This window comes from Cyanothece sp. BG0011, from assembly GCF_003013815.1.
Classification (GTDB): domain Bacteria; phylum Cyanobacteriota; class Cyanobacteriia; order Cyanobacteriales; family Microcystaceae; genus Crocosphaera.
In genome coordinates, this window is the sequence record NZ_PRLH01000155.1 from 1 (window position 1) to 19,084 (window position 19,084).

General features: G+C 38.6%; 15 protein-coding genes, 1 tRNA gene and 1 pseudogene. 6 read left to right on the forward strand and 11 right to left on the reverse strand.

Features of this window, described 5'->3' with window-relative positions; all coding sequences use genetic code 11:
• From recG to C4E06_RS20315, 3 genes are all read right to left on the reverse strand, one after another.
• On the reverse strand, window positions 1–2,163 hold a 2,163-nt coding region (gene recG, locus C4E06_RS20305), incomplete at its 3' end, for an ATP-dependent DNA helicase RecG (RefSeq protein ID WP_107670195.1).
• 175 nt (window positions 2,164–2,338) lie between these two features.
• A complete protein-coding gene (locus C4E06_RS20310; protein WP_107670197.1) occupies window positions 2,339–2,722 on the reverse strand; it encodes a hypothetical protein in 384 nt (127 codons plus the stop codon).
• A gap of 21 nt (window positions 2,723–2,743) precedes the next feature.
• Window positions 2,744–3,313, reverse strand: coding sequence for a hypothetical protein (locus C4E06_RS20315; protein ID WP_107670199.1), 570 nt, complete (start codon window positions 3,311–3,313; stop codon window positions 2,744–2,746).
• 187 nt (window positions 3,314–3,500) lie between these two features.
• Between C4E06_RS20315 and C4E06_RS20320 the strand changes: the two genes are divergently transcribed.
• On the forward strand, window positions 3,501–4,658 hold the full coding sequence (locus tag C4E06_RS20320) for a DUF58 domain-containing protein (protein ID WP_107670201.1): 1,158 nt from the start codon (window positions 3,501–3,503) through the stop codon (window positions 4,656–4,658).
• Window positions 4,659–4,728: 70 nt separating this feature from the next.
• Here C4E06_RS20320 and C4E06_RS20325 read toward each other — a convergent pair whose 3' ends face one another.
• The 4 genes from C4E06_RS20325 to C4E06_RS20340 form a co-directional block, all read right to left on the reverse strand.
• Window positions 4,729–5,598: a bile acid:sodium symporter family protein gene (locus C4E06_RS20325; RefSeq protein WP_107670203.1), complete on the reverse strand. Its 870-nt coding sequence runs from the start codon at window positions 5,596–5,598 to the stop codon at window positions 4,729–4,731.
• Window positions 5,599–5,697: 99 nt separating this feature from the next.
• Window positions 5,698–7,428 carry a ShlB/FhaC/HecB family hemolysin secretion/activation protein gene (locus C4E06_RS20330; protein WP_107670205.1) on the reverse strand — a complete coding sequence of 577 codons (1,731 nt, stop codon included), beginning with the start codon at window positions 7,426–7,428 and terminating at the stop codon, window positions 5,698–5,700.
• Window positions 7,397–10,120, reverse strand: coding sequence for an S-layer family protein (locus tag C4E06_RS20335; protein ID WP_107670207.1), 2,724 nt, complete (start codon window positions 10,118–10,120; stop codon window positions 7,397–7,399). Before C4E06_RS20335 ends, C4E06_RS20330 begins: the two co-directional genes overlap by 32 nt.
• Before the next feature lie 151 nt (window positions 10,121–10,271).
• Complete coding sequence (locus C4E06_RS20340) at window positions 10,272–10,493, reverse strand: hypothetical protein (protein ID WP_107670209.1); 222 nt, start codon at window positions 10,491–10,493, stop codon at window positions 10,272–10,274.
• A gap of 619 nt (window positions 10,494–11,112) precedes the next feature.
• On the opposite strand from C4E06_RS20340, the gene C4E06_RS20345 reads away from it, so the two are divergent.
• A complete protein-coding gene (locus tag C4E06_RS20345) occupies window positions 11,113–12,078 on the forward strand; it encodes a protochlorophyllide reductase (RefSeq protein ID WP_107670211.1) in 966 nt (321 codons plus the stop codon).
• A 75-nt stretch (window positions 12,079–12,153) separates the two neighbouring features.
• On the opposite strand, the gene C4E06_RS20350 is transcribed toward C4E06_RS20345, so the two are convergent.
• Window positions 12,154–12,235 (reverse strand) — tRNA-Leu (locus C4E06_RS20350).
• A 169-nt stretch (window positions 12,236–12,404) separates the two neighbouring features.
• On the opposite strand from C4E06_RS20350, the gene C4E06_RS20355 reads away from it, so the two are divergent.
• From C4E06_RS20355 to C4E06_RS20365, 3 genes are all read left to right on the forward strand, one after another.
• The gene (locus tag C4E06_RS20355) at window positions 12,405–12,725 is read left to right on the forward strand and encodes a DUF6825 family protein (protein WP_107670213.1); all 321 of its coding nucleotides are present in this window, start codon (window positions 12,405–12,407) and stop codon (window positions 12,723–12,725) included.
• A 131-nt stretch (window positions 12,726–12,856) separates the two neighbouring features.
• On the forward strand, window positions 12,857–14,542 hold the full coding sequence (locus tag C4E06_RS20360; protein ID WP_232826318.1) for an AarF/ABC1/UbiB kinase family protein: 1,686 nt from the start codon (window positions 12,857–12,859) through the stop codon (window positions 14,540–14,542).
• A gap of 71 nt (window positions 14,543–14,613) precedes the next feature.
• Window positions 14,614–15,750 (forward strand): DegT/DnrJ/EryC1/StrS aminotransferase family protein, encoded by a 1,137-nt coding sequence (locus tag C4E06_RS20365; protein ID WP_107670217.1) that lies wholly within the window; start codon window positions 14,614–14,616, stop codon window positions 15,748–15,750.
• Between the two features lie 16 nt (window positions 15,751–15,766).
• On the opposite strand, the gene C4E06_RS20370 is transcribed toward C4E06_RS20365, so the two are convergent.
• Entirely contained in the window at window positions 15,767–15,922 is a 156-nt protein-coding gene (locus C4E06_RS20370) for a hypothetical protein (protein WP_198648881.1), read from the reverse strand.
• 306 nt (window positions 15,923–16,228) lie between these two features.
• Window positions 16,229–16,417 (reverse strand): type II CAAX prenyl endopeptidase Rce1 family protein, encoded by a 189-nt coding sequence (locus C4E06_RS29685; RefSeq protein ID WP_370051351.1) that lies wholly within the window; start codon window positions 16,415–16,417, stop codon window positions 16,229–16,231.
• On the opposite strand from C4E06_RS29685, the pseudogene C4E06_RS29690 reads away from it, so the two are divergent.
• Window positions 16,376–16,489, forward strand: a pseudogene (locus tag C4E06_RS29690) (VOC family protein); the annotation flags it as partial. The gene C4E06_RS29685 and the pseudogene C4E06_RS29690 sit on opposite strands and share 42 nt — an antisense overlap.
• 12 nt (window positions 16,490–16,501) lie before the next feature.
• On the opposite strand, the gene C4E06_RS20380 reads toward C4E06_RS29690, so the two are convergent.
• Window positions 16,502–19,033, reverse strand: coding sequence for a hypothetical protein (locus tag C4E06_RS20380; RefSeq protein WP_107670219.1), 2,532 nt, complete (start codon window positions 19,031–19,033; stop codon window positions 16,502–16,504).
• Between the last annotated feature and the right edge of the window lie 51 nt (window positions 19,034–19,084).

Below are 19,084 nucleotides of genomic sequence, written 5' to 3' on the forward strand. Positions count from 1 at the left end.
ACTGCTACTCATCAAGAGACAATAAGACTTATGAGAACCCCGTCCGACTCTACCTCTTAATTGATGCAACTGTGATAGTCCAAACCGTTCGGCATTTTCGATTAACATAACCGTTGCATTGGGAACATCTACCCCAACTTCTATAACCGTTGTTGAGACAATAATCTGATAGTCATTATCTCGAAATGCGGTTAATACTTCATCTTTTTCTGCTGAACTCATTCGTCCGTGTAATAACCCTATATTAAAATCTGGAAACACTTTTTCTGATAGTTTTCGATGTTCTTCCACTGCTGCTTTTACGTCCAATTTTTCTGATTCTTCAATCATAGGAAAAATAATATAAACTTGTCTTCCTTGGGCAACTTCTCGGCGAATTAAATCATACGCTTGTGTCCGTTCTTTTCCTGTTAATACTGTGGTTTGTATCCCTTGTCTTCCTGGGGGTAATTCATCAATTTGACTCACATCTAAATCCCCGTGTAATGTTAATGCAAGGGTGCGAGGAATGGGGGTTGCCGTCATAGTTAAAACGTGGGGAGATTTACCTTTTGCTAATAGTTTCGCCCGTTGTTGTACCCCAAAGCGATGTTGTTCATCGATAACAACTAAGCCTAATTTTTGAAAGTTTACGGGGTCTTGAATTAAAGCATGGGTTCCGACTAAAAGGGGTAATTCTCCTGTGATTAATTGACGGTGTATTTCTTCTCTTTTGGCTTTCTTTGTCGAACCTGTTAACAGTTCTACTGGTAAATAGAGTTGATTAAACCAAGGAATTAATTTACGATAATGTTGTTCTGCTAAGACTTCAGTGGGGGCCATTAATGCGGCTTGATAACCTGATTGTAAGGCCGCTAAAATAGCAAAAACAGCAACAATTGTTTTACCTGCCCCTACGTCCCCTTGGACTAAACGATTCATGGGCGTTACTGAGTTTAAATCTTCTAAAATTTCATTAATTACTCGTTGTTGAGCATTGGTTAAACTAAAAGGTAATATATTATCAAACTCTTCTATCAATCTTCCTTTCGGAGTAAAAACAGCACTATTATGAATCTGTTTGTGTTCTTGACGACGTTGCAGAAATCCTAATTGTAAATAAAAGAATTCATCGAAAACTAAACGCCGTCTTGCATGGGCTAATAATTCAGGGGTTTCAGGGAAATGAATGTTACTAATAGCTTCTTTTAATCTCATTAAACCATATTGTTCTCTTAATACTCTAGGTAAGGGATCTCGTATTTGTTTAATTGCCTCTAAACTAGCAATAATCGCTTTACGAATTAAATCAGCCCCTACCCCTTCAGTTAAGGGATACACAGGTAAAACTCGACCGATTTTAATGGACTCAATACTTGAACCAACACTATCTAAAACTTCAATTTCTGGGTTATCTAATGTGATTCCGTAGCGGTTTTGTTTCACTAACCCTGATGCTGCTACAGTTGAACCTAACGGATAAATTCTTTTTTGTCTTTCTTGCCATCCTCTACTGGTAAAACGAGTCCCTGCAAAAAAACGATTTAGTTTAAGTTGTCCTGTATGATCTCTTAAAATTAACTCAAAAATACTCAATTTTTTATTCTTGGGACTGGTAAAACAATTACAGCGTTTTACGGTTCCGACAATGGTCACAGTTTCCCCTGCTACTAAATTATTAATCGTAACTTGACGGGCATAATCAATATGATCACGGGGATAATAAAATAGTAAGTCTTTGACTGTATAAAGTCCTAATCTTTTTAATAATTCTCCTCTTTTATAGCCCACTTCTGCTAAAGTAGTTAAAGATTGATCTAAACTAACAGGACGTAACGAAGATTTTTTATCAGTAATTGCTGTGGTTTTTGGTAACTTGGGGGCTGGGGTTTCTGAAGGGGTTTCTAATGTCTTTCTAAGTTCATATAAAAATTGACGGGTTTGACTAATTAAGGTCTTTCTTTGTGCTACACTTAAGTTAGGATAATTAGCATATTGAGCAGCAAAATTTTGCCATTTTCTGCGATCGCTTGTTGGAGTCCCAGTCGGAGGACTGTTACCAAAATTAAGGCATAAAAATTCGTTAAACTGATATTGATTACCCTGTAAATTGGTAAATCCTTTTTCTGCTTCAACAGAAAGGGCTTTATCTAAACGTATCCAGTCGGGGTTTCCTTCAGCCATGATTGTCTAGGGAGTAAACACTGGACTTTTTATTGTGCCACATTTTTCCCTTATTTTGTCACAAATTATTTAATGGGAATTAATTGAATTTTTAGGTTTCACTTTAATCATATTAGCAGTTAATAGGGGCTTAATAATATTAAGCCCCTACAAAATTTATTTTTTAACTATCAATCTATAATTTTGTTTCGTTTTCGAGCAAAATTTTAACTAATAACTTAACGGTTTCTTCTAGTTTATCAACTCTTTCCTCTAAAGAAACAGGTGGCGATAATCCCTCAGTCGCTTTTAAGAAATGCTTCCAGCCTTTCTTACATTTTATACCATAAGCTTTCTTATAAGTAGCATAAGCATTGTTATAATTTCCATAACGCTTAATTAATTCTTCTTTGGTTATTTTACTTTTAGGAAGAGCTTTATTAGAAGTTTCAACAGAGGTTAATAATTCATGTAAACGAGTGGATAATGTTGCTGTGATTGAAAATACTTGAGCAGAATTTTTAATATCCTGTTGCTGTAAATCTTCTAACTCTTCAATTAATTTGCTAAATCGTGACATAGTTTTTACCCTAAATATTCATTATTTATCTAATAAATTTCTACCAATATCAGCAGAACTGGTTCCCATCCAAGGTTTATCAGGATCAGACTCAACACTATTATCTATTTTACCAAAACCTTGAGGATCATCACTAAAAAATAATGATTGAATTAATGTCCAAAGAATCCCTAATTTTCCATAAATAGACTGTGTTTGCTGAACTTTCATCCTTGCCAACTCTACCTCAGTTTCAATGTGTCTTAAATCAGCAATAACTTTATCTCGTTGAGCTATAACTTTTTGTTTTTCTTGAGTTAATTGAGTCATTTGTTGGTTAATCTGTGCTAATTCAGATTTTAAAGAATTAATATCTTCAAGTTTTAATTTTATTTGTACGTCTAATTCTTGATTTTCTTTGCATAGGGTAATAATCTCAGCTCTTAATTTTTTCTTGTCTATTTTATGTTGTTCACTCCAAAAAGCTAATTGACCTTGAGAACGTCGTAACGTTTTAACTACCCCTACTGCTTCTTGTAATTGTTCATTATCAGGATAGCTTTTAGCTAATTTATAAACACTTTTTACACGAGTATCAATATCAACAGTCATTTTTAAAATTGTTTGGTAGTTCCATAATATAAATTATAGTAATTTTTATCATCAAGCACAGTGACAGCCATCACGCCATTAACCATAAGTTAATCAAATTTAATAATAATAAACTTAACTTTGTGTAAGTCGAAGTTTTGCTATGATTAAAACATGAACAAACGCCACACTTTACTGAACTAATATTATGGCGAGACAAGGCACTTTTCCCCTCACAGACTGGTTAGAAACCCATTGGACAACCCCCGCCTTTGGTGGCTGGTTATTAGCTGTATTAGCTTTATGTTTCTTTGGCGCAGCAACCAATACTATGGCCGGATGGCTATATGTGCTAAGCGGTACTATTTTGGCATTATTGGTGTTGTCCGCTATTTTATCGGTGCGATCGCTCTCTAAAATAGAAGTTCATCGCAGTCCCCTTAACCCTGTCAGTGCAGGGGATGATCTCACTATCGAACTAATCATCGAAAATAAGTCAAAATCTCCTAAAACCTTACTACAACTCTGGGATATGGTTCCTGGGGTCATGGAACAGCCGAAAAACACTGCTATCGAAGCCATTGCACCCCAAGGAGAACACCATTGGACCTATTACCTAACCACTCAACAGAGAGGGGTCTATCATTGGCATGAAGTAGAGTTACGCAGTGGTTCCCCGTTAGGACTGTTTTCGTGTCGTCGGAGTCACGAAGTCCCTGCTAAAGCAGTGGTTTATCCTCAGATATTGCCCTTAAATCATTGTCCTTTGATTGATACCATCGGACAAGAAGACAGTGACCAAAAACAAAGCGATCGCCGTTTTCAAGCAGCCAGTGAGGGGGTTACGAAGGCGTTACGGCCCTATCGTTATGGTGATCCCATGCGGATGATCCATTGGCGGACTAGTGCCAAATATGATGAGTTTCAGGTAAGGGAGTTAGAAGTTATCACAGGGGGAGAAGATATTATTATTTGTTTGGATAGTGGTTCAAGTTGGAAAGATGATAATTTTGAACAGGCGGTTATTGCAGCAGCTTCTTTATATTTTTATGCCAGTCACGCCCAACTCAATGTTAAATTATGGACAGCAAAAACGGGACTTATTTATGGTAATCGGACTGTATTAGAAACGTTAGCGGCTGTTAGTACAGAAGAAGACGATAGCCAACATAGTTTACCTAAAATACCTTTAATTTGGATAACAGAAAATCCTGCAAGTTTCGATAATTTACCATTGGGTAGTCGTTGGCTTTTATTCCCTCAAGAAGCTGATAAAATTCCGAGTTTTCTGGGTCAAACTTTAAGCGGTTTAATCATTAATTCTGAACAATCTTTACAAACTCAATTACAAAAAATTCCCCAGTAATTTAGATTTTTTCGTACCTTTAGTATAGGTAAGGTGGGCAATGCCCACCCTAGGAGATTTTAGAATTTTATTATACAGAAATAACCTTTCGATTACGGACTAATAAAGCAAACCCTGCGCTAGTGACAAACATCAGTAAACTATAGATACCAGCAGGAATCGCCATGGTTGGTGAATTTAACAAAACACTAGCAATCGTAATCGCTAATGTTCCATTTTGGATGCCTACTTCAACCGTGATCGTTTTGGTACTTTTTTCGTCAAGTTTAGCTAGAGTAGCTAGAGTATATCCTAGAAACATGGTAACCAAATTTAAGCTTAAAGTGACTCCTCCAACTTGTAAAAAATTGGGCAGTAAATCAGCACGTCCCTTAACTAATAAACCAAAAATAATTAATCCTAAAAAAAACAAGGATAACCATTTAACAATTTTCTCAAGTTTACTGGCTAATTTAGGTCGATAGTAGTTAACTAACATCCCTAAAACAATAGGAATAAAAATAATGACCGCAATTTGAATAATGGTTTTTAAGATAGGTAATTGCAATGCTGTATCCGTTGCCATAAATGTCTGCATTCCCAAATTAATCACCAGAGGAATGGTAATAATAGTAATTAGACTACTGATAGCGGTTAAAGTAACGGATAAAGCAACATTACCCCGTAGTAAATAACTAATTACATTAGAGGTTGCGCCCCCCGGACAAGCAGCTAAAATAACCACTCCAACGGCTAACTCTGGGGTTAAGGAGAACATTCCAGCTAACAAAAAACCAATAATAGGTAAGATAATTAATTGAGCAATTAAACCAAAAAATACCCCTTTCGGTTCAATTAAAATACGCTGAAAATCAACAATTTTTAGACCCAAACCCATGCCCATCATAATAATAAATAAAGCGAGGGGAAGAAAAACCGCCGAGAGAAGATTAGACTCCATAAGAACTCCAAACATACAACTTTTAGTTATCTTACAATAGTTTGACAAATTAGATTGCCGTTGGAGAAAAGTCGCTTAATTGATCTCTTATTATGGATATTATGGACTAATGGTAATCGTAAAAAAAATACCATCATCCTGTAAAGACTCACCCCCTTGAAACAGTTCTTTTCCTAAACGGTTTGCCCAGTCAAGACGGGCATTAAAAAAGTCACCATATTGTACTTGTAACCCAACCCCAACCGAAGCTAATTCATTAATGGGGGGATCGGGTTCTTCCCCAGTATTCCATCCTTGACCATAGTTTAAAAAAGGAACAATTTGCACCACAAACCTATCTTTAGGAAGACGATAAACTGGAAAACGTAACTCCATGGCTGCAAAAATACCATTATCTGTCAGTAAAGAATTTTGACGATATCCTTCAACATTTCCTAAACCCCCTAAAGAAAATTGTTCTAAAGATACAATCGCACGATCGGCCAACTGCATATCACTTCTAATGACAAATAAAGTGTCTGGTGCTAATAATTTCACCCATTGTGCTTGCCCTCGCCATAGAAAATAGTTACTATAAGGAGCATCAGGATTGACTTGTAAATCAAAGGGTGTAGTCGTTCCAAAAGCTTCAATTCCCCAGTCAAATTCTGACCTTGCTGATAATACTTGCGTTGCTGATCTTCCTACCCATTCTTGAGAAAATCTAACAGTAGAAATGTGAGTTCTTCCATTGGTATCAGAACCCCGAGACGGAAAAGCAAGACCATCTAAATAGAGGGTTTTACTCTTTTGATGATCAACATCTAAGCCTAACGTAAATTCTTGTGAGGGAGTTTGGATAATCGGTTGTCGGAAGCGAAAAGAATACTTTTGATAATCGGAATTAATGTCTAAAATATCTAAAGGTTCCTCGATAATTTCCCCGGTTAAACTTCTATATCCGACTTCAATGGTGCCATTATAAACATTAACAGGAACTTGATAAGTCACCTCGACATCGTCACTGGCATCCGTATTATAGTAAGTAAATTCTGCTTTATCACCAATACCCAATAAATTATTTTCAGTTAAATTAAACCCCCGACGAATTTCTCCGACTTGGGGGTTACGGCCATTATCAAACAGAAGACTCGGATAAAAGGAACGGGCCGAGACAACATTAACCACTAAAATATTATTACCGGGACGGGGACTGGGGGTTAATTCTGCCGAAATACTCTCAATAATCGGGTTTAATTGTAGTAGTTGTAAAGACTCCACTAAGCGAGGAATATTTAACGGGGTTTGTCCTCCTAAGGCCAAGCGATCGCGGACATAATTAGGATTGAGTTTACCTTCAACGGTCACTTGAATGTCTTCTAATTGGCCTTCGACAATTTTAATCGTAACAATACCATTTTCGATGGTTTGGGGTGGAATATAAGCCCCAGACGTAACATAACCCTGATCCACATAATACTGAGTAATGGCGGATCTCGCTTGTAGTAACTCGGCAAAGCTCAACGGGCGATCAATAAATTCTTCGATAACTTCTTTTAATTCTTCTGTATCAAAAGCGGTGTTTCCCTCAAAACTAAACGCCTTAACCGTAATGGTTCCTGGAATGTTCGGGGATACTTCCTCTGTAGGAAGAGGGGAAACCGTCGGAGGGGTTAACGGGGTTTCGGGTAAAGGACTAGGTTGGGGTAACTCAGGGACAGAAGTGGGAGGAATTGGGCTATTGTCAAAAGATTGCGCCATTAATTGAGTAGCACACACCCCATTCAACCAAACAAGAGAAAAACAATAACAAAATAGGTTAGGGAGACGAGTTACGGGTTGACAAATCATAACAGGTAGCAGGGCTTAAACCAGGACTGTGAGGAGTCACAGCGGGTGCTTGTGCTGTTAGCACTACATTACCATCAGCATTAATTATCCATCCTTGTGCTTCGACAAGAGTGGGTGTATGTGTCTCGCTTTGATGACGATGTTCTTCAGAAGTAGGAGAAGAACGATCTTGCTCTAAAGGGATAGAATTCAATGAATCAGTATTAGGATAACCTAATTCGGTTAATCCTGTGGGGTTGTCCACTCCTTCATTGGGGTTAGAAGGTAAACCACCCCGTCCCGTAATCGTGAACTCTCCTCTAGTTAAAGCCCCACCTGGACGACAAGCGTCGACAACAATGTTACTCGTGTCCACTACTTGCTCAGGCAGTTTAACTAAACTTCGTTGGGGGTCAACATCAGGCCGGTTAATACCAATATTGCCCACTTGGCCAAACTGAGAACTGGCGGTGATATCACTGAGAGGGGTTAATCTTTCCCGTTCTTCGATACCAAACACCCCAGCAGCATCAATACTAATATTTCCTCCCCGTCCTAGAAACGCATTGGCAATAATATCACTGTTTTCTGTGGGAACGGCAATCATAAACAGGGCATTAATATCGATGTTTCCCCCATTTCCGAGTCCTCCTGTGGTTCCGGCGGTGGTGGAAATCGTGCTATTTCGACGTAGCGTTAAAAATTGATCCACATCAAGGTTAATATTTCCCCCTTCTCCCGATGCGGTTTCGGCTGATAAGCGACTACTGTTATCTAAAAAGATATTTTCTGCTTGTACATTCATATTTCCGGCATTTCCTAAGCCAAAACTGCTAACAGTGACTTCTGAATTATTATTAACCCTGAGATTATCCGTGGCAATGGTTAAACTGCCAGCATTGGCTAAACCATTATCTAATTCTAAAATGTCTGGATCGAGTCCTAATTCTCGGGCAGTTTCTGGGTCTAATGCTTCACTGGTAGCGGTGAGTTGACTGTTATTATCCAAAGCAATAGACTGCGCATTGAGGGTTAAATTACCCCCTTGACCCGTTCCAATGCTTCTAACAGCCACTTCTGAGCGATTATTAACCGTTAATTGATCGGTGTTAATCGTTAAGTTTCCTGCATTGCCCGTCCCTTCAGAGGATGCTGTTATTACTCCTTGATTGTCTAAAAAGATAGAATGAGCAGTAATATTGACGTTTCCTGCATTGCCTTGACCTAAACTTGCGGCCGAAATAATACCCCCATTGGTAACGGTTAGTTGATTGGTATTAATATTAACACTGCCTCCTGGAGCAAATCCTGATAAACCTAAGTCCTGAAACCCCGTTTCAGACGTAATACGACTAGGTACAATAGAGTTATTAAAAGTCACTCCCCCTGTACCATTAACATTGATCAATTCAGAAGCATTGATGGTAATTTCTCCTGCATTTCCTAAAAACTCAGACCTACCAATAGAAACACTGACGGCAGAGATTTGTCCCCCGTCTTGAAGAGTTAATTTTTTGGTATTGATATTAATCGGTCCGCCATCAGCTTGATTCACTGTATTAGTTGCAATAAAACTAGGACCAAAAAAACCTGTACCAATTATTTCAATTGATTCAGAAGCGTTAACATTGATTGTGCCTCCATTGCCTGTTCCCCCAACTTCTGCCGAAATTCTCCCCCCTTCTCGTAAGATCACTTTCTTTGTATTGACAGTGATCTTACCCCCTTGACCGGTTGCACCAAGTACAACTGTTGCAAATAATCCCGATGTTGGGCCGCCCTGTCTTTGTTGAAGACCATCAGAAATTTCTATTGACTCAAAGGCATTAACGGTTAAATTTCCCCCAGGTTGAGAATTCCTAGTATCACTTCTAACTTGAGCTTGTTCACTTATTCTTATATTTTGTGCCTGTAACTGAATAGCGGAATTATTAGCAGTAACAGACGCTTGTTGAAATAAAGAAATATCCCTAAAGGTTTCTACCCCTTCATAACCTAACTCAAATCCGACACCAGTTGTTCTCAGTTGAACTTGACTATTACTCCCCACACTTCCTAATTCTACTCTTCCTTGAGGAACTGTTAGATTACCCCCTGGAAACTCAATATCTCCACCCACCAAAGCAAAGGTATGACCTGGGTTTAAATTAAGGTTATTTGCCCTATTAACAATTGTCCCTGGATTGATTCCAAATTGTAACCCCACAGGAACACTCATGGTTAATAGGGGGTTAGGTTGTGGATTGGTTGCGCTAAACTGTATGCCATCAGCAAAGGTCATACTCTCAGCAGTGGTTGCGAGGAATGACCCATTAATATCTATTTGAGCATTGGGACCGAAAGTCACGCCATTGGGGTTGATGAGGATAAAATGGGCTATGCCATTAGCTGTGATCCTTCCTTCAATGTTAGACAATGAAGACCCTGTGACGCGATTGATAATATTATTAATAGTTGAGGAATTCTGAAAATTAGCAGTAGTGCCGTTGGGAACAGAAAATTGCTCAAAACTGTGGAAGAGATTCCCCCCTCTTTGTTCACCCCCTGTAATCGTCAATATCCCGTCCTGGGTTATGTTTTCGACTTGGGTTCCGACTGTATTATCTCTAGTAATTTGAGCTAATGTACTGGGTATGGTTAAGGTTTGGTTGATAACAATACCAGTTCCTACAATGCAAGCATAAAAGGGTTTGATTATACGAGAAGCTTTCATGTAGATGAGTCAGATAAAATATTTCTTTGACCCAATTATAATCATAGTTTTTATGTGAGTTAGCTATTTCATCTTTATTTTCCATTAATATAAATGATCATATCTGTCGAAGTTGGGCTATTAGCATCTATAGTTTTGAATACTTAAAAACTTAGCATCCGCTCCCAGGCCACATACACTTGCCTCCTTGAGACCCTTGTTGAGAGGTCTTAGAATCTTTATCAGACTTATTATTGTTTTCTATATTTTCTATTTTGTTTTCTCTATGTTCTTTAAGGGTTTCGGCGTTAATGGGTGCAGCGAATGCAGAAACATTAAGACCAGCAGTTAAAGCAACGGTTAAGATAGCAGCAAAGGTGTTGTTTAGTTTCATTGGTTTGGCTCCTGTTGTTTTCTCTATACTTTTAGGATATGGCTTTTTGACAGTAAAGTATTGGGTACTATTGGTTAATTTTAAATAAAGTTTTTTTTGACTTACGTAAGAGAGGGTAGAAGTGAGGGTATTTAGATAAGTTCTACAGAGGGATCAAAAAGTTAGTTCAGTGATATAGATGTTTTCATTGATGCTTCTTAACGTAGTTTTAATCATTGTTAATGGCTTCAAATCAAAGCAATATTATCCACTTATCTATTAAATATTGTAACATTAAAATTCAAGACGAACCGGTGATTTAATCTATTGTAAAATTTGTTAATTGATCACACTTTCGTGGTGATCACTCAAGTAACACCATCATTGCTACCATAAGAGTAGTAACCAGTGATCAGTGACCAGTCATCAGAATGTAGAATGAGGAGTCATCAAGGTTTAATGAATTCCACCTTCTAAGTGTTTAGTCCCTGACAACTGGTAACTGATAACCCATTTTCGTCAAACCGAGGTTCTTTACAGCGTCCCCTAAAATTTGGCACATTACATAGTTACTAAAATGACAACGTGGTGTGAGATGCTGGATATTTGGTTATGAAATCTTTTGGGAGTCTCAATTTATATGGTAGAAAATCGTAAATCCACAGTAATCATTACCGGCGCTTCCTCAGGAGTCGGGTTATATGCTGCTAAAGCCCTAGCGGATAGAGGTTGGTATGTGGTGATGGCTTGTCGCAACCAACCGAAAGCCCACCAAGCAGCCCAGTCTTTAGGTATTCCTTTAGACAGGTATACGGTGATGCAAATTGATCTAGGCAATTTAGACAGTGTACGACAATTCGTCAAAGATTTTCGGTCCACTGGTAAGTCCCTTGATGCCTTAGTCTGCAATGCAGCCATTTATATGCCTTTACTTAAAGAACCCCTGCGGAGTCCAGAAGGCTATGAATTAAGTATGACCACTAATCATCTGGGTCATTTCCTCCTCTGTAATTTAATGTTAGAGGATTTGAAAAGGTCGTCGGCCCCTGAAAAACGAATGGTTATTTTAGGGACTGTCACCCACAACCCCAACGAATTAGGGGGTAAAATTCCACCTCGTCCGGACTTAGGGAACTTAGAGGGGTTTGCTGATGGCTTTAAAGAACCCATTTCCATGATAGATGGTAAGAAATTTGAACCGGTTAAAGCCTATAAAGATAGCAAAGTTTGCAATGTTCTAACCATGCGAGAACTTCATCGACGCTATCATGATCATACTGGGATTGTGTTTACTTCTCTGTATCCAGGATGTGTGGCCGATACCCCTCTATTCCGTAACCACTATCCCCTCTTTCAAAAAATCTTCCCTTGGTTCCAGAAAAATATTACCGGGGGTTATGTTTCCCAAGAATTAGCCGGGGAACGGGTCGCCGATGTGGTCACCAAACCCGAATATGGTCAATCTGGGTCTTATTGGAGTTGGGGAAACCGTCAGAAAAAAGATCGTAAAGACGCTTTTGTTCAGAAGGTGTCACCCCAAGCCCAAGATGAAGCTAAAGCAGAACGGATGTGGGACTTAAGTGAAAAATTAGTCGGACTTGTTTAATCGTTAAATTCCCACCCAAAACATTACTTTTTGTAGTGTTTTTAGGTGGGAATTTTCACTGATAATCCTGAAAAATGCGGATGGCGAGACTTGAACTCGCATGGCGTGAGCCACACGCCCCTCAAGCGTGCGTGTCTACCGATTCCACCACATCCGCGGGCTTGCGTATTGCATTTTTTATCATAGCACAAATGTAACTAGAGGCAAGAGAATCGATTAATTAGTCATTTTTTTGGACTCAGAAACAGAATATTCAGGAGTCTGGGACACATTTTTTCAAGAAGCAAGATATAATTTGTTACAAAAGCGTTAACAAAGTTTATCAAATGAGTAATCCTGTTCTTCACGCCTTCTTTTTAGGCCGAGCCTTTGCTGAAGTTCTCAGCGAGAAAGTAGAAGAGTCCTTAACCGAAGCCCTAAGCGAGTTAGGAAAGTTTGATGCTGAGCAAAGGGAAAACCTGCGTCAGTTTATCGAAGAAGTCCAACTCCGTGCCGAAAGAGAAGCGACTCAAGGAACCACTAGCACCACCACCACAACCACCGATAATGGTTCTTCTGTGGATCTTCAAGAGACCATTGACGACCTAAGGGCTGAAATTGCCCGTCTCAAAGCCGAATTAAAGAATTATCGCAATACAAAAGCATAATTCTCCTTTAAAGTTTTAAATTTATTATATAAGCCCAAATTAGTAGAACCCAAATAAGCCGAGTGTCTGCCCTGTCATCAAACGCCAAATCATCCCTAGTCAAGAAAAACGGTGCTTCTGTCCCCAAAAGCATCAGCCAGTTAGAAACGGCTGAAAAGTACCGTTGGAACCGTGAAAACTATTCGATTACGCGCCGTCGTTTAGATATTTGGCGGTTCGTTCTCTCCTTGCTGTTCCGTTTTTGGCGCAATGGTAAGAAATGGACCTATAAAGGTGGCTTTACAGAAGAAAAATTAGCTGCCAGACGGAAAATACAAGCGGTTTGGATACGGGAAAATTTGTTAAATCTCGGTCCAACCTTTATCAAAGTAGGACAATTGTTCTCAACTCGTGCCGACCTCTTTCCTATTGAATACGTCGAAGAACTCTCTAAGTTACAAGATGAAGTTCCGGCCTTTACCTATGAGCAAGTGAGTAAAATTGTCGAAAAAGACCTAGGAAAGCCCTTATCTAAGCTATTTCGGAATTTTGACCCCGTTCCCATCGCAGCCGCTAGTTTAGGTCAAGTGCATAAAGCCAAACTCCATTCAGGAGAAGAGGTGGTCGTTAAGATACAACGGCCGGGCCTAAAGCAACTGTTTACCATTGATTTAGCGATTCTGAAGAAAATAGCCTATTATTTCCAAAACCACCCAAGATGGGGAAAAGGACGGGACTGGCTAGGTATTTACGAAGAATGTTGTAAGATTCTTTGGCAAGAAACTGACTATCTCAATGAAGGGCAAAACGCAGATACCTTTCGGCGCAACTTTAGGGGAGAAAATTGGGTAAAAGTGCCGAGGGTGTACTGGCGGTATACGTCCCCCCGTGTGCTGACTTTAGAGTACCTTCCAGGGATTAAAATTAGTCATTATGAAGGATTAGAAGCGGCAGGGTTAGATCGCAAGTTATTGGCGAGGTTAGGGGCAAAAGCTTATTTATGCCAACTCCTTAACGATGGCTTTTTCCATGCTGATCCTCACCCTGGCAATATTGCTGTCGATACGGATGGATCGTTAATTTTTTATGATTTTGGCATGATGGGGCGCATTAATACCAATGTCAGGGAAAAGTTAATGGATACTTTGTTTGGTATTGCTCAAAAAGACGGCGATCGCGTGGTATCTGCTTTAATTTCCTTGGGTGCTTTGAGTCCTACCGATGACATGGGACCGGTGCGTCGTTCGGTGCAGTTCATGTTAGATAACTTCATGGACAAACCCTTTGAAGAACAATCAATTGCTGCGATCAGCGATGATTTATATGAAATTGCTTACGATCAGCCCTTTCGCTTTCCTGCCACCTTTACCTTTGTGATGCGAGCCTTTTCGACCCTAGAAGGGGTAGGGAAGGGGTTAGATCCTAATTTCAATTTTATGGAGGTAGCGCAACCCTTTGCCTTAGACTTAGTGGCTGATCTCGATGGCAAAACCGGCAATAGTATCATAGACGAAATTACTCGACAAGCGACTCAAGTCAGTAACACAGCTTTAGGTTTACCGCGACGCATTGACGATACGATCGCAAAGTTAGACCGGGGTGATATTAAATTAAGAGTCCGTTCCGTTGAATCCGATCGTTTATTACGTCGTGTGGGTATGATGCAAATGGCCACCAATTACAGTGTGTTTTTCAGTGCCTTAGTCATTTGCGGAACTCTGTTGTTTGTGAACGGTTATCTTAAAATTGCAGTGGTAGTTATTATCTTGGGGTTAGTTCCTGCATGGGGCTTTATTCGGCTGCTGCGTCGTATTAATCGTTTAGATAAAATGTTTTAGGGTTCATTTTTCTGATAAGACTTCCCTTTTGGGAAAAAATTTGCTTTCATAAGTAAAAACCTTTGGTTAAGATGCCAGTGAATACCATTCCCCCTGTTGATTTAGTTCGTCAATATAAGCTCATCAGTGACGAAATTGATAGCGCTGTCCTTGAAGTTGTGCGCTCCGGTCGTTATATCGGTGGTGCAGTGGTCAGCGACTTTGAGCAGCAGTTAGCTGAATATGTCGGGAGTTCTGATTGTGTTAGCTGTAATTCAGGAACCGATGCCCTTTATTTAGCCTTAAAAGCCTTAAATATTGGACCAGGGGATGAAGTAATTACTACACCGTTTACCTTCATTGCGACAGCAGAAACCATTAGTTTAGTGGGAGCAAAACCAGTTTTTGTTGATATTGAGCGTGATACCTTTAACATCGATGTTGAAGCCATAGAAGCAGCTATTACCCCCCAAACGAAAGCCATTATTCCGGTTCATCTTTTCGGTCAGCCGGTGAATATGACCCGTATCATGGACATTGCTCAAACGTATAACATCTACGTTATTGAAGACTGCGCCCAAGGGACTGGGGCAAAATGGGGGGAGCAAATCGTCGGTAGTATCGGTCATGTGGGTTGTTTTAGCTTCTTTCCTACCAAAAATTTAGGAACTTGTGGGGATGGTGGGGCAGTGACGACTAATGATCAAGCGATCGCCCAAAAGATACAAATAATCAAAGAACATGGTTCAGCACAACGGTATTATCATGATGTTGTGGGGATTAATAGTCGTCTTGACAGTATTCAAGCCGCTATTTTACAAGTTAAATTGCGTTATCTCAATCAATGGAATGAGCAGAGAAGAGAAATTGCACAACGCTATCATCAACTATTAGCACCTATTCCAGGGATACAACTGCCTCAAGAAATCAAGGGAGGTTATCATGTTTGGAATCAATATACTATTTTAGTAGAAAATAAAAGTAACCAAGAAACAACAACCAGAGATAACCTGAGACAAAAACTACAAGAAAATGGGGTGATCTCAATGATTTATTATCCGATTCCTTTGCATTTACAAAAAGTTTATGAAAGTTTAGGGTATCAAAAGGGAGATTTTTCGATGACTGAAAAAGCGGCTAAAGAAGTGTTATCTTTACCGATGTTTCCTGATCTTACTCTCGAAGAACAAGAACAAATTGCTTATGCTTTAAAAGATTATTGTCATTAAAATTAGGTTATGGTGATTACATCAATCCAGAAATGGGATATTGACGAGAGCGATCGCTTTCAACTTCTCGTTCAATGGCTGCTTGATAGGTATCGACAACATGATTGGGCATAAAATCATTTTGATGGGATAAAAAAGACCATTCTTGTCCAACATCAACATAAGTTCCCACCGATTGGGTAGGAGGCAGATTCCTAGAGCATAATCTAACACAAGGTTACGACTGTCTCTGGCTTGACTTAGATTCATTAAACATTTCCTAATGTCATTTTTCTTTAAAATTTAAACGATGATTTGACAATATTTCAACAATTGAGTCCCTGGATCTAAAACGGCGATCGCCGTTTTCGGAATTATCTTGTTTTCCGAAGAAATAAGTTAATGATTGCTCATTGTCAATATTTGAAATGTGTTAGATTTAAGCCTTAAATATGAAAAATATTATTAAAAAAGGCGTTGTACCATGTTTGAACCCTATTCAGATTGGGCAATTATTTCGATTTTTGTGGTGATTTATAACAGGTGGCCATAAAGAAGCGGTGACTTCGTAACTCATGGCACAAACAAGTCCTAATAATCCGGCAAAAACTAAAAAGATCGGCTGACTAAATAATTTTTTAGGAGAAATAATGACCCCATGCACAACAATATTGGACCCATCAACCATCGCCAAGGAGGACGGGGTTTCTACTTTTATGATAAAGACGGTCATAACTGGGAATTATTGACCCATGTTTAGTTAATTTTTATCTTAATTAGTTAAAGAATTTAAGTTAATTTGAGCAATATTGACATAATTAAATGGGTGATTATTTACTCTATTACTATTATAGGTTTCATTGTGAATAAAGCTGGACATATTAATCGCTTGTTCATCTTCAAAAATTATGATTTCATAAGTTTCTTGAGCGATTAAATCTACGTTAGTAAAAATTACTGAAGACTCTAACCAACGCTCCCAAGTCCCCAATTGTGGCATCATTAAATAACCATCAGCTACTATTTGATTATTGCCTAAATTCTTCATTTGTAAGTGTTTTACAGCACAATTAATTCCTGTACTAATCGGACCTGAACCATTTCCAGCAATGACTTGTATAGCATGGGAACCAGTAAATTGTGCTTGTATATTTACCGTAATAGTATCTTCTGGCGCACCCCAATGATCATAATAATCTCTGCCATGACTTGAGGAAAAAGTTCCCCCCACTACAGCAAATTCATTGGCATTTACACCATAGATGCGATGAGAATTAAGACCCCAATAACAAAAAGGAGCGGAGCGTTGGGAAGTATTTCCGCTATTAATATAAACTGCTTCTAAGTTATAACAATAACTTGGAGTATTATTTTCTTGACTATCAGTATCTCGCCATCTTGTACGATTTCCAGATAAATTTTTAGCGACTAATACTCCATCTCGATAAACATTAATTGTGACATCATTAGGATTTTCTTTATTAATATTGAACTGGATTTCTAATTGATTATCAACAGCATAAATAGACTCAACAATGGGAGGACGAGGAGCAAAACGATATTGATAATTATCTAAATTGGTGACAAGATTAATAGAAGATTGTTGAGTGGTACCTTCTCCTAAATCAACCTCGATCTGATTGCGATCGCTTAACATAGATTCAGGAATATTAGAGGTAACAACATTACCATGAAGACGTATTTTTTTAATGTGATAAGTCCCTACGATTTCCTCAGTTAATGGCGGTAAATTCAGGGTAATATTAAGTTGATGATTACGATAATAAAGGTTATTTAAAACTAATTGATGACTATTTGGTAAAAGGTAATGACGGAATTCCCTAGTAATATAGGGAGCAATATGTAATCCTGAATCTGTCCAAGTAATGCCGAAAATGATGTCATGAATCATAGAAATATAACCCGCGACAGACCACAATTGACGGGGAGAATTAACTTGAGGTTCTTTATTTTCTGAGTCTATTTCTACTTGTCCACTGACTGCATCGAAATTTTCCATATTTGATAAACTAAGGGCAGCACCACGGACTAAAGCACTCATGCTTAAGGTAACAGCTTGAGCATTTTTCACCTTTTTCGCTGCTTTTAACCAGTAAGCCGTGGCAAAGGGCCACATTCCTTGATTATGATAAATAAGGGTGTCTCTTTGTTGTGGCCAAATGACAGAGGGACCCAGGGGAAACTGAGGATAATGGGCAACAATCTCCTGTCCTTGTTTCATATCAGCAATATCGAGTAAAATAGCCAGAGCATTGCCCAATAAATCGTATTGATGAGCCGGACCAGGAGCAAAGGTGCTAGTAATAAAGGTAGAATAAAGATGTTGCTCCGGAAGATACAAATGAGTGCGGATGGCTTGTTTTAATTGCTGCGCCCATTGATTATATTTCCTTTGCTCAACCCTATAACCCAATTCACCGGCTAAAAAAGCAGCATAGTCAAGAGCATGGAAATGACAGCAATTTGTTGATAAAGCTTTCGACATTCCAATTTGTACCGGATCATGAGCAGTCCAATAGGGATAACTTTGTTCTCGCCAATCTAAAAAAGATTGTTCTCCACGATATAGTCCATCTTTTTTATCAAAAATAACTATGCGATCGTGTTCAATGGTATTTTTAAGAGCTTCATAGGAACGTTGAGCAAAATTGTTTTTTTTCTCTCCATTTAATTGTTTTAATAAAGCACGAGAACCCAAAGACCAAACCACGCGATCGCTAGAAATGGGGTAACTGCCTCCGGTTCCGGTATCTTGTATAATTTGTAAGTTACCACCACTACGACGTTCGGACAGTTTAAAATTTAACGAATTAAGGGCGCGAATCGGATCGAGATTAGCTAAACTAAGATCCAGAGAATAAGCAATATCTCTGGTCCAGACGTAAGTCCAGAATAACCCTGTGTCAAAAAAGCCACCCTTAATGGTATTTCCCATAGGTTGTCCATTATTATAAGAACCGTCACTGATACTAGAAACAGAACATTGACGAACTTCCTCTATAGCTAACGCATAAAGCGCATCAAACCAAATATGATTACTGTTTAGGGTTGGATAGTCTTGTAATTCGCTAATTTCTCTAGGGTTCGGTAAATACTTTTGATAACGTTGCCGTTGATTCTCATCATTAAATTTAGTTTGAAATGGGGCATTACTTTGAATTAAAAAATGTCTTTTATTGTCTATATTGCTTAGTGTAAATATTGCTTGAAAAAAACTATTTTTTTGTTGCAAAATTTCCCTATTTTTATGAGACTCTGATAAGAAAATAGAAAGATTATTCATATTAGATTTAATAACAAGTTACCGAAAAAATGAAAGATTAAAATAACAATA

Excerpts from the sequence above, each read along its gene's own strand:
- C4E06_RS20310 (WP_107670197.1), bottom strand. The coding sequence starts at position 2,722 with ATGTCACGATTTAGCAAATTAATTGAAGAGTTAGAAGATTTACAGCAA.
- C4E06_RS20315 (WP_107670199.1), bottom strand. The coding sequence starts at position 3,313 with ATGACTGTTGATATTGATACTCGTGTAAAAAGTGTTTATAAATTAGCT.
- C4E06_RS20320 (WP_107670201.1), top strand. The coding sequence starts at position 3,501 with ATGGCGAGACAAGGCACTTTTCCCCTCACAGACTGGTTAGAAACCCAT.
- C4E06_RS20325 (WP_107670203.1), bottom strand. The coding sequence starts at position 5,598 with ATGGAGTCTAATCTTCTCTCGGCGGTTTTTCTTCCCCTCGCTTTATTT.
- C4E06_RS20330 (WP_107670205.1), bottom strand. The coding sequence starts at position 7,428 with ATGATTTGTCAACCCGTAACTCGTCTCCCTAACCTATTTTGTTATTGT.
- C4E06_RS20335 (WP_107670207.1), bottom strand. The coding sequence starts at position 10,120 with ATGAAAGCTTCTCGTATAATCAAACCCTTTTATGCTTGCATTGTAGGA.
- C4E06_RS20340 (WP_107670209.1), bottom strand. The coding sequence starts at position 10,493 with ATGAAACTAAACAACACCTTTGCTGCTATCTTAACCGTTGCTTTAACT.
- C4E06_RS20345 (WP_107670211.1), top strand. The coding sequence starts at position 11,113 with ATGGTAGAAAATCGTAAATCCACAGTAATCATTACCGGCGCTTCCTCA.
- C4E06_RS20355 (WP_107670213.1), top strand. The coding sequence starts at position 12,405 with ATGAGTAATCCTGTTCTTCACGCCTTCTTTTTAGGCCGAGCCTTTGCT.
- C4E06_RS20365 (WP_107670217.1), top strand. The coding sequence starts at position 14,614 with ATGCCAGTGAATACCATTCCCCCTGTTGATTTAGTTCGTCAATATAAG.
- C4E06_RS29685 (WP_370051351.1), bottom strand. The coding sequence starts at position 16,417 with ATGGTTGATGGGTCCAATATTGTTGTGCATGGGGTCATTATTTCTCCT.
- C4E06_RS20380 (WP_107670219.1), bottom strand. The coding sequence starts at position 19,033 with ATGAATAATCTTTCTATTTTCTTATCAGAGTCTCATAAAAATAGGGAA.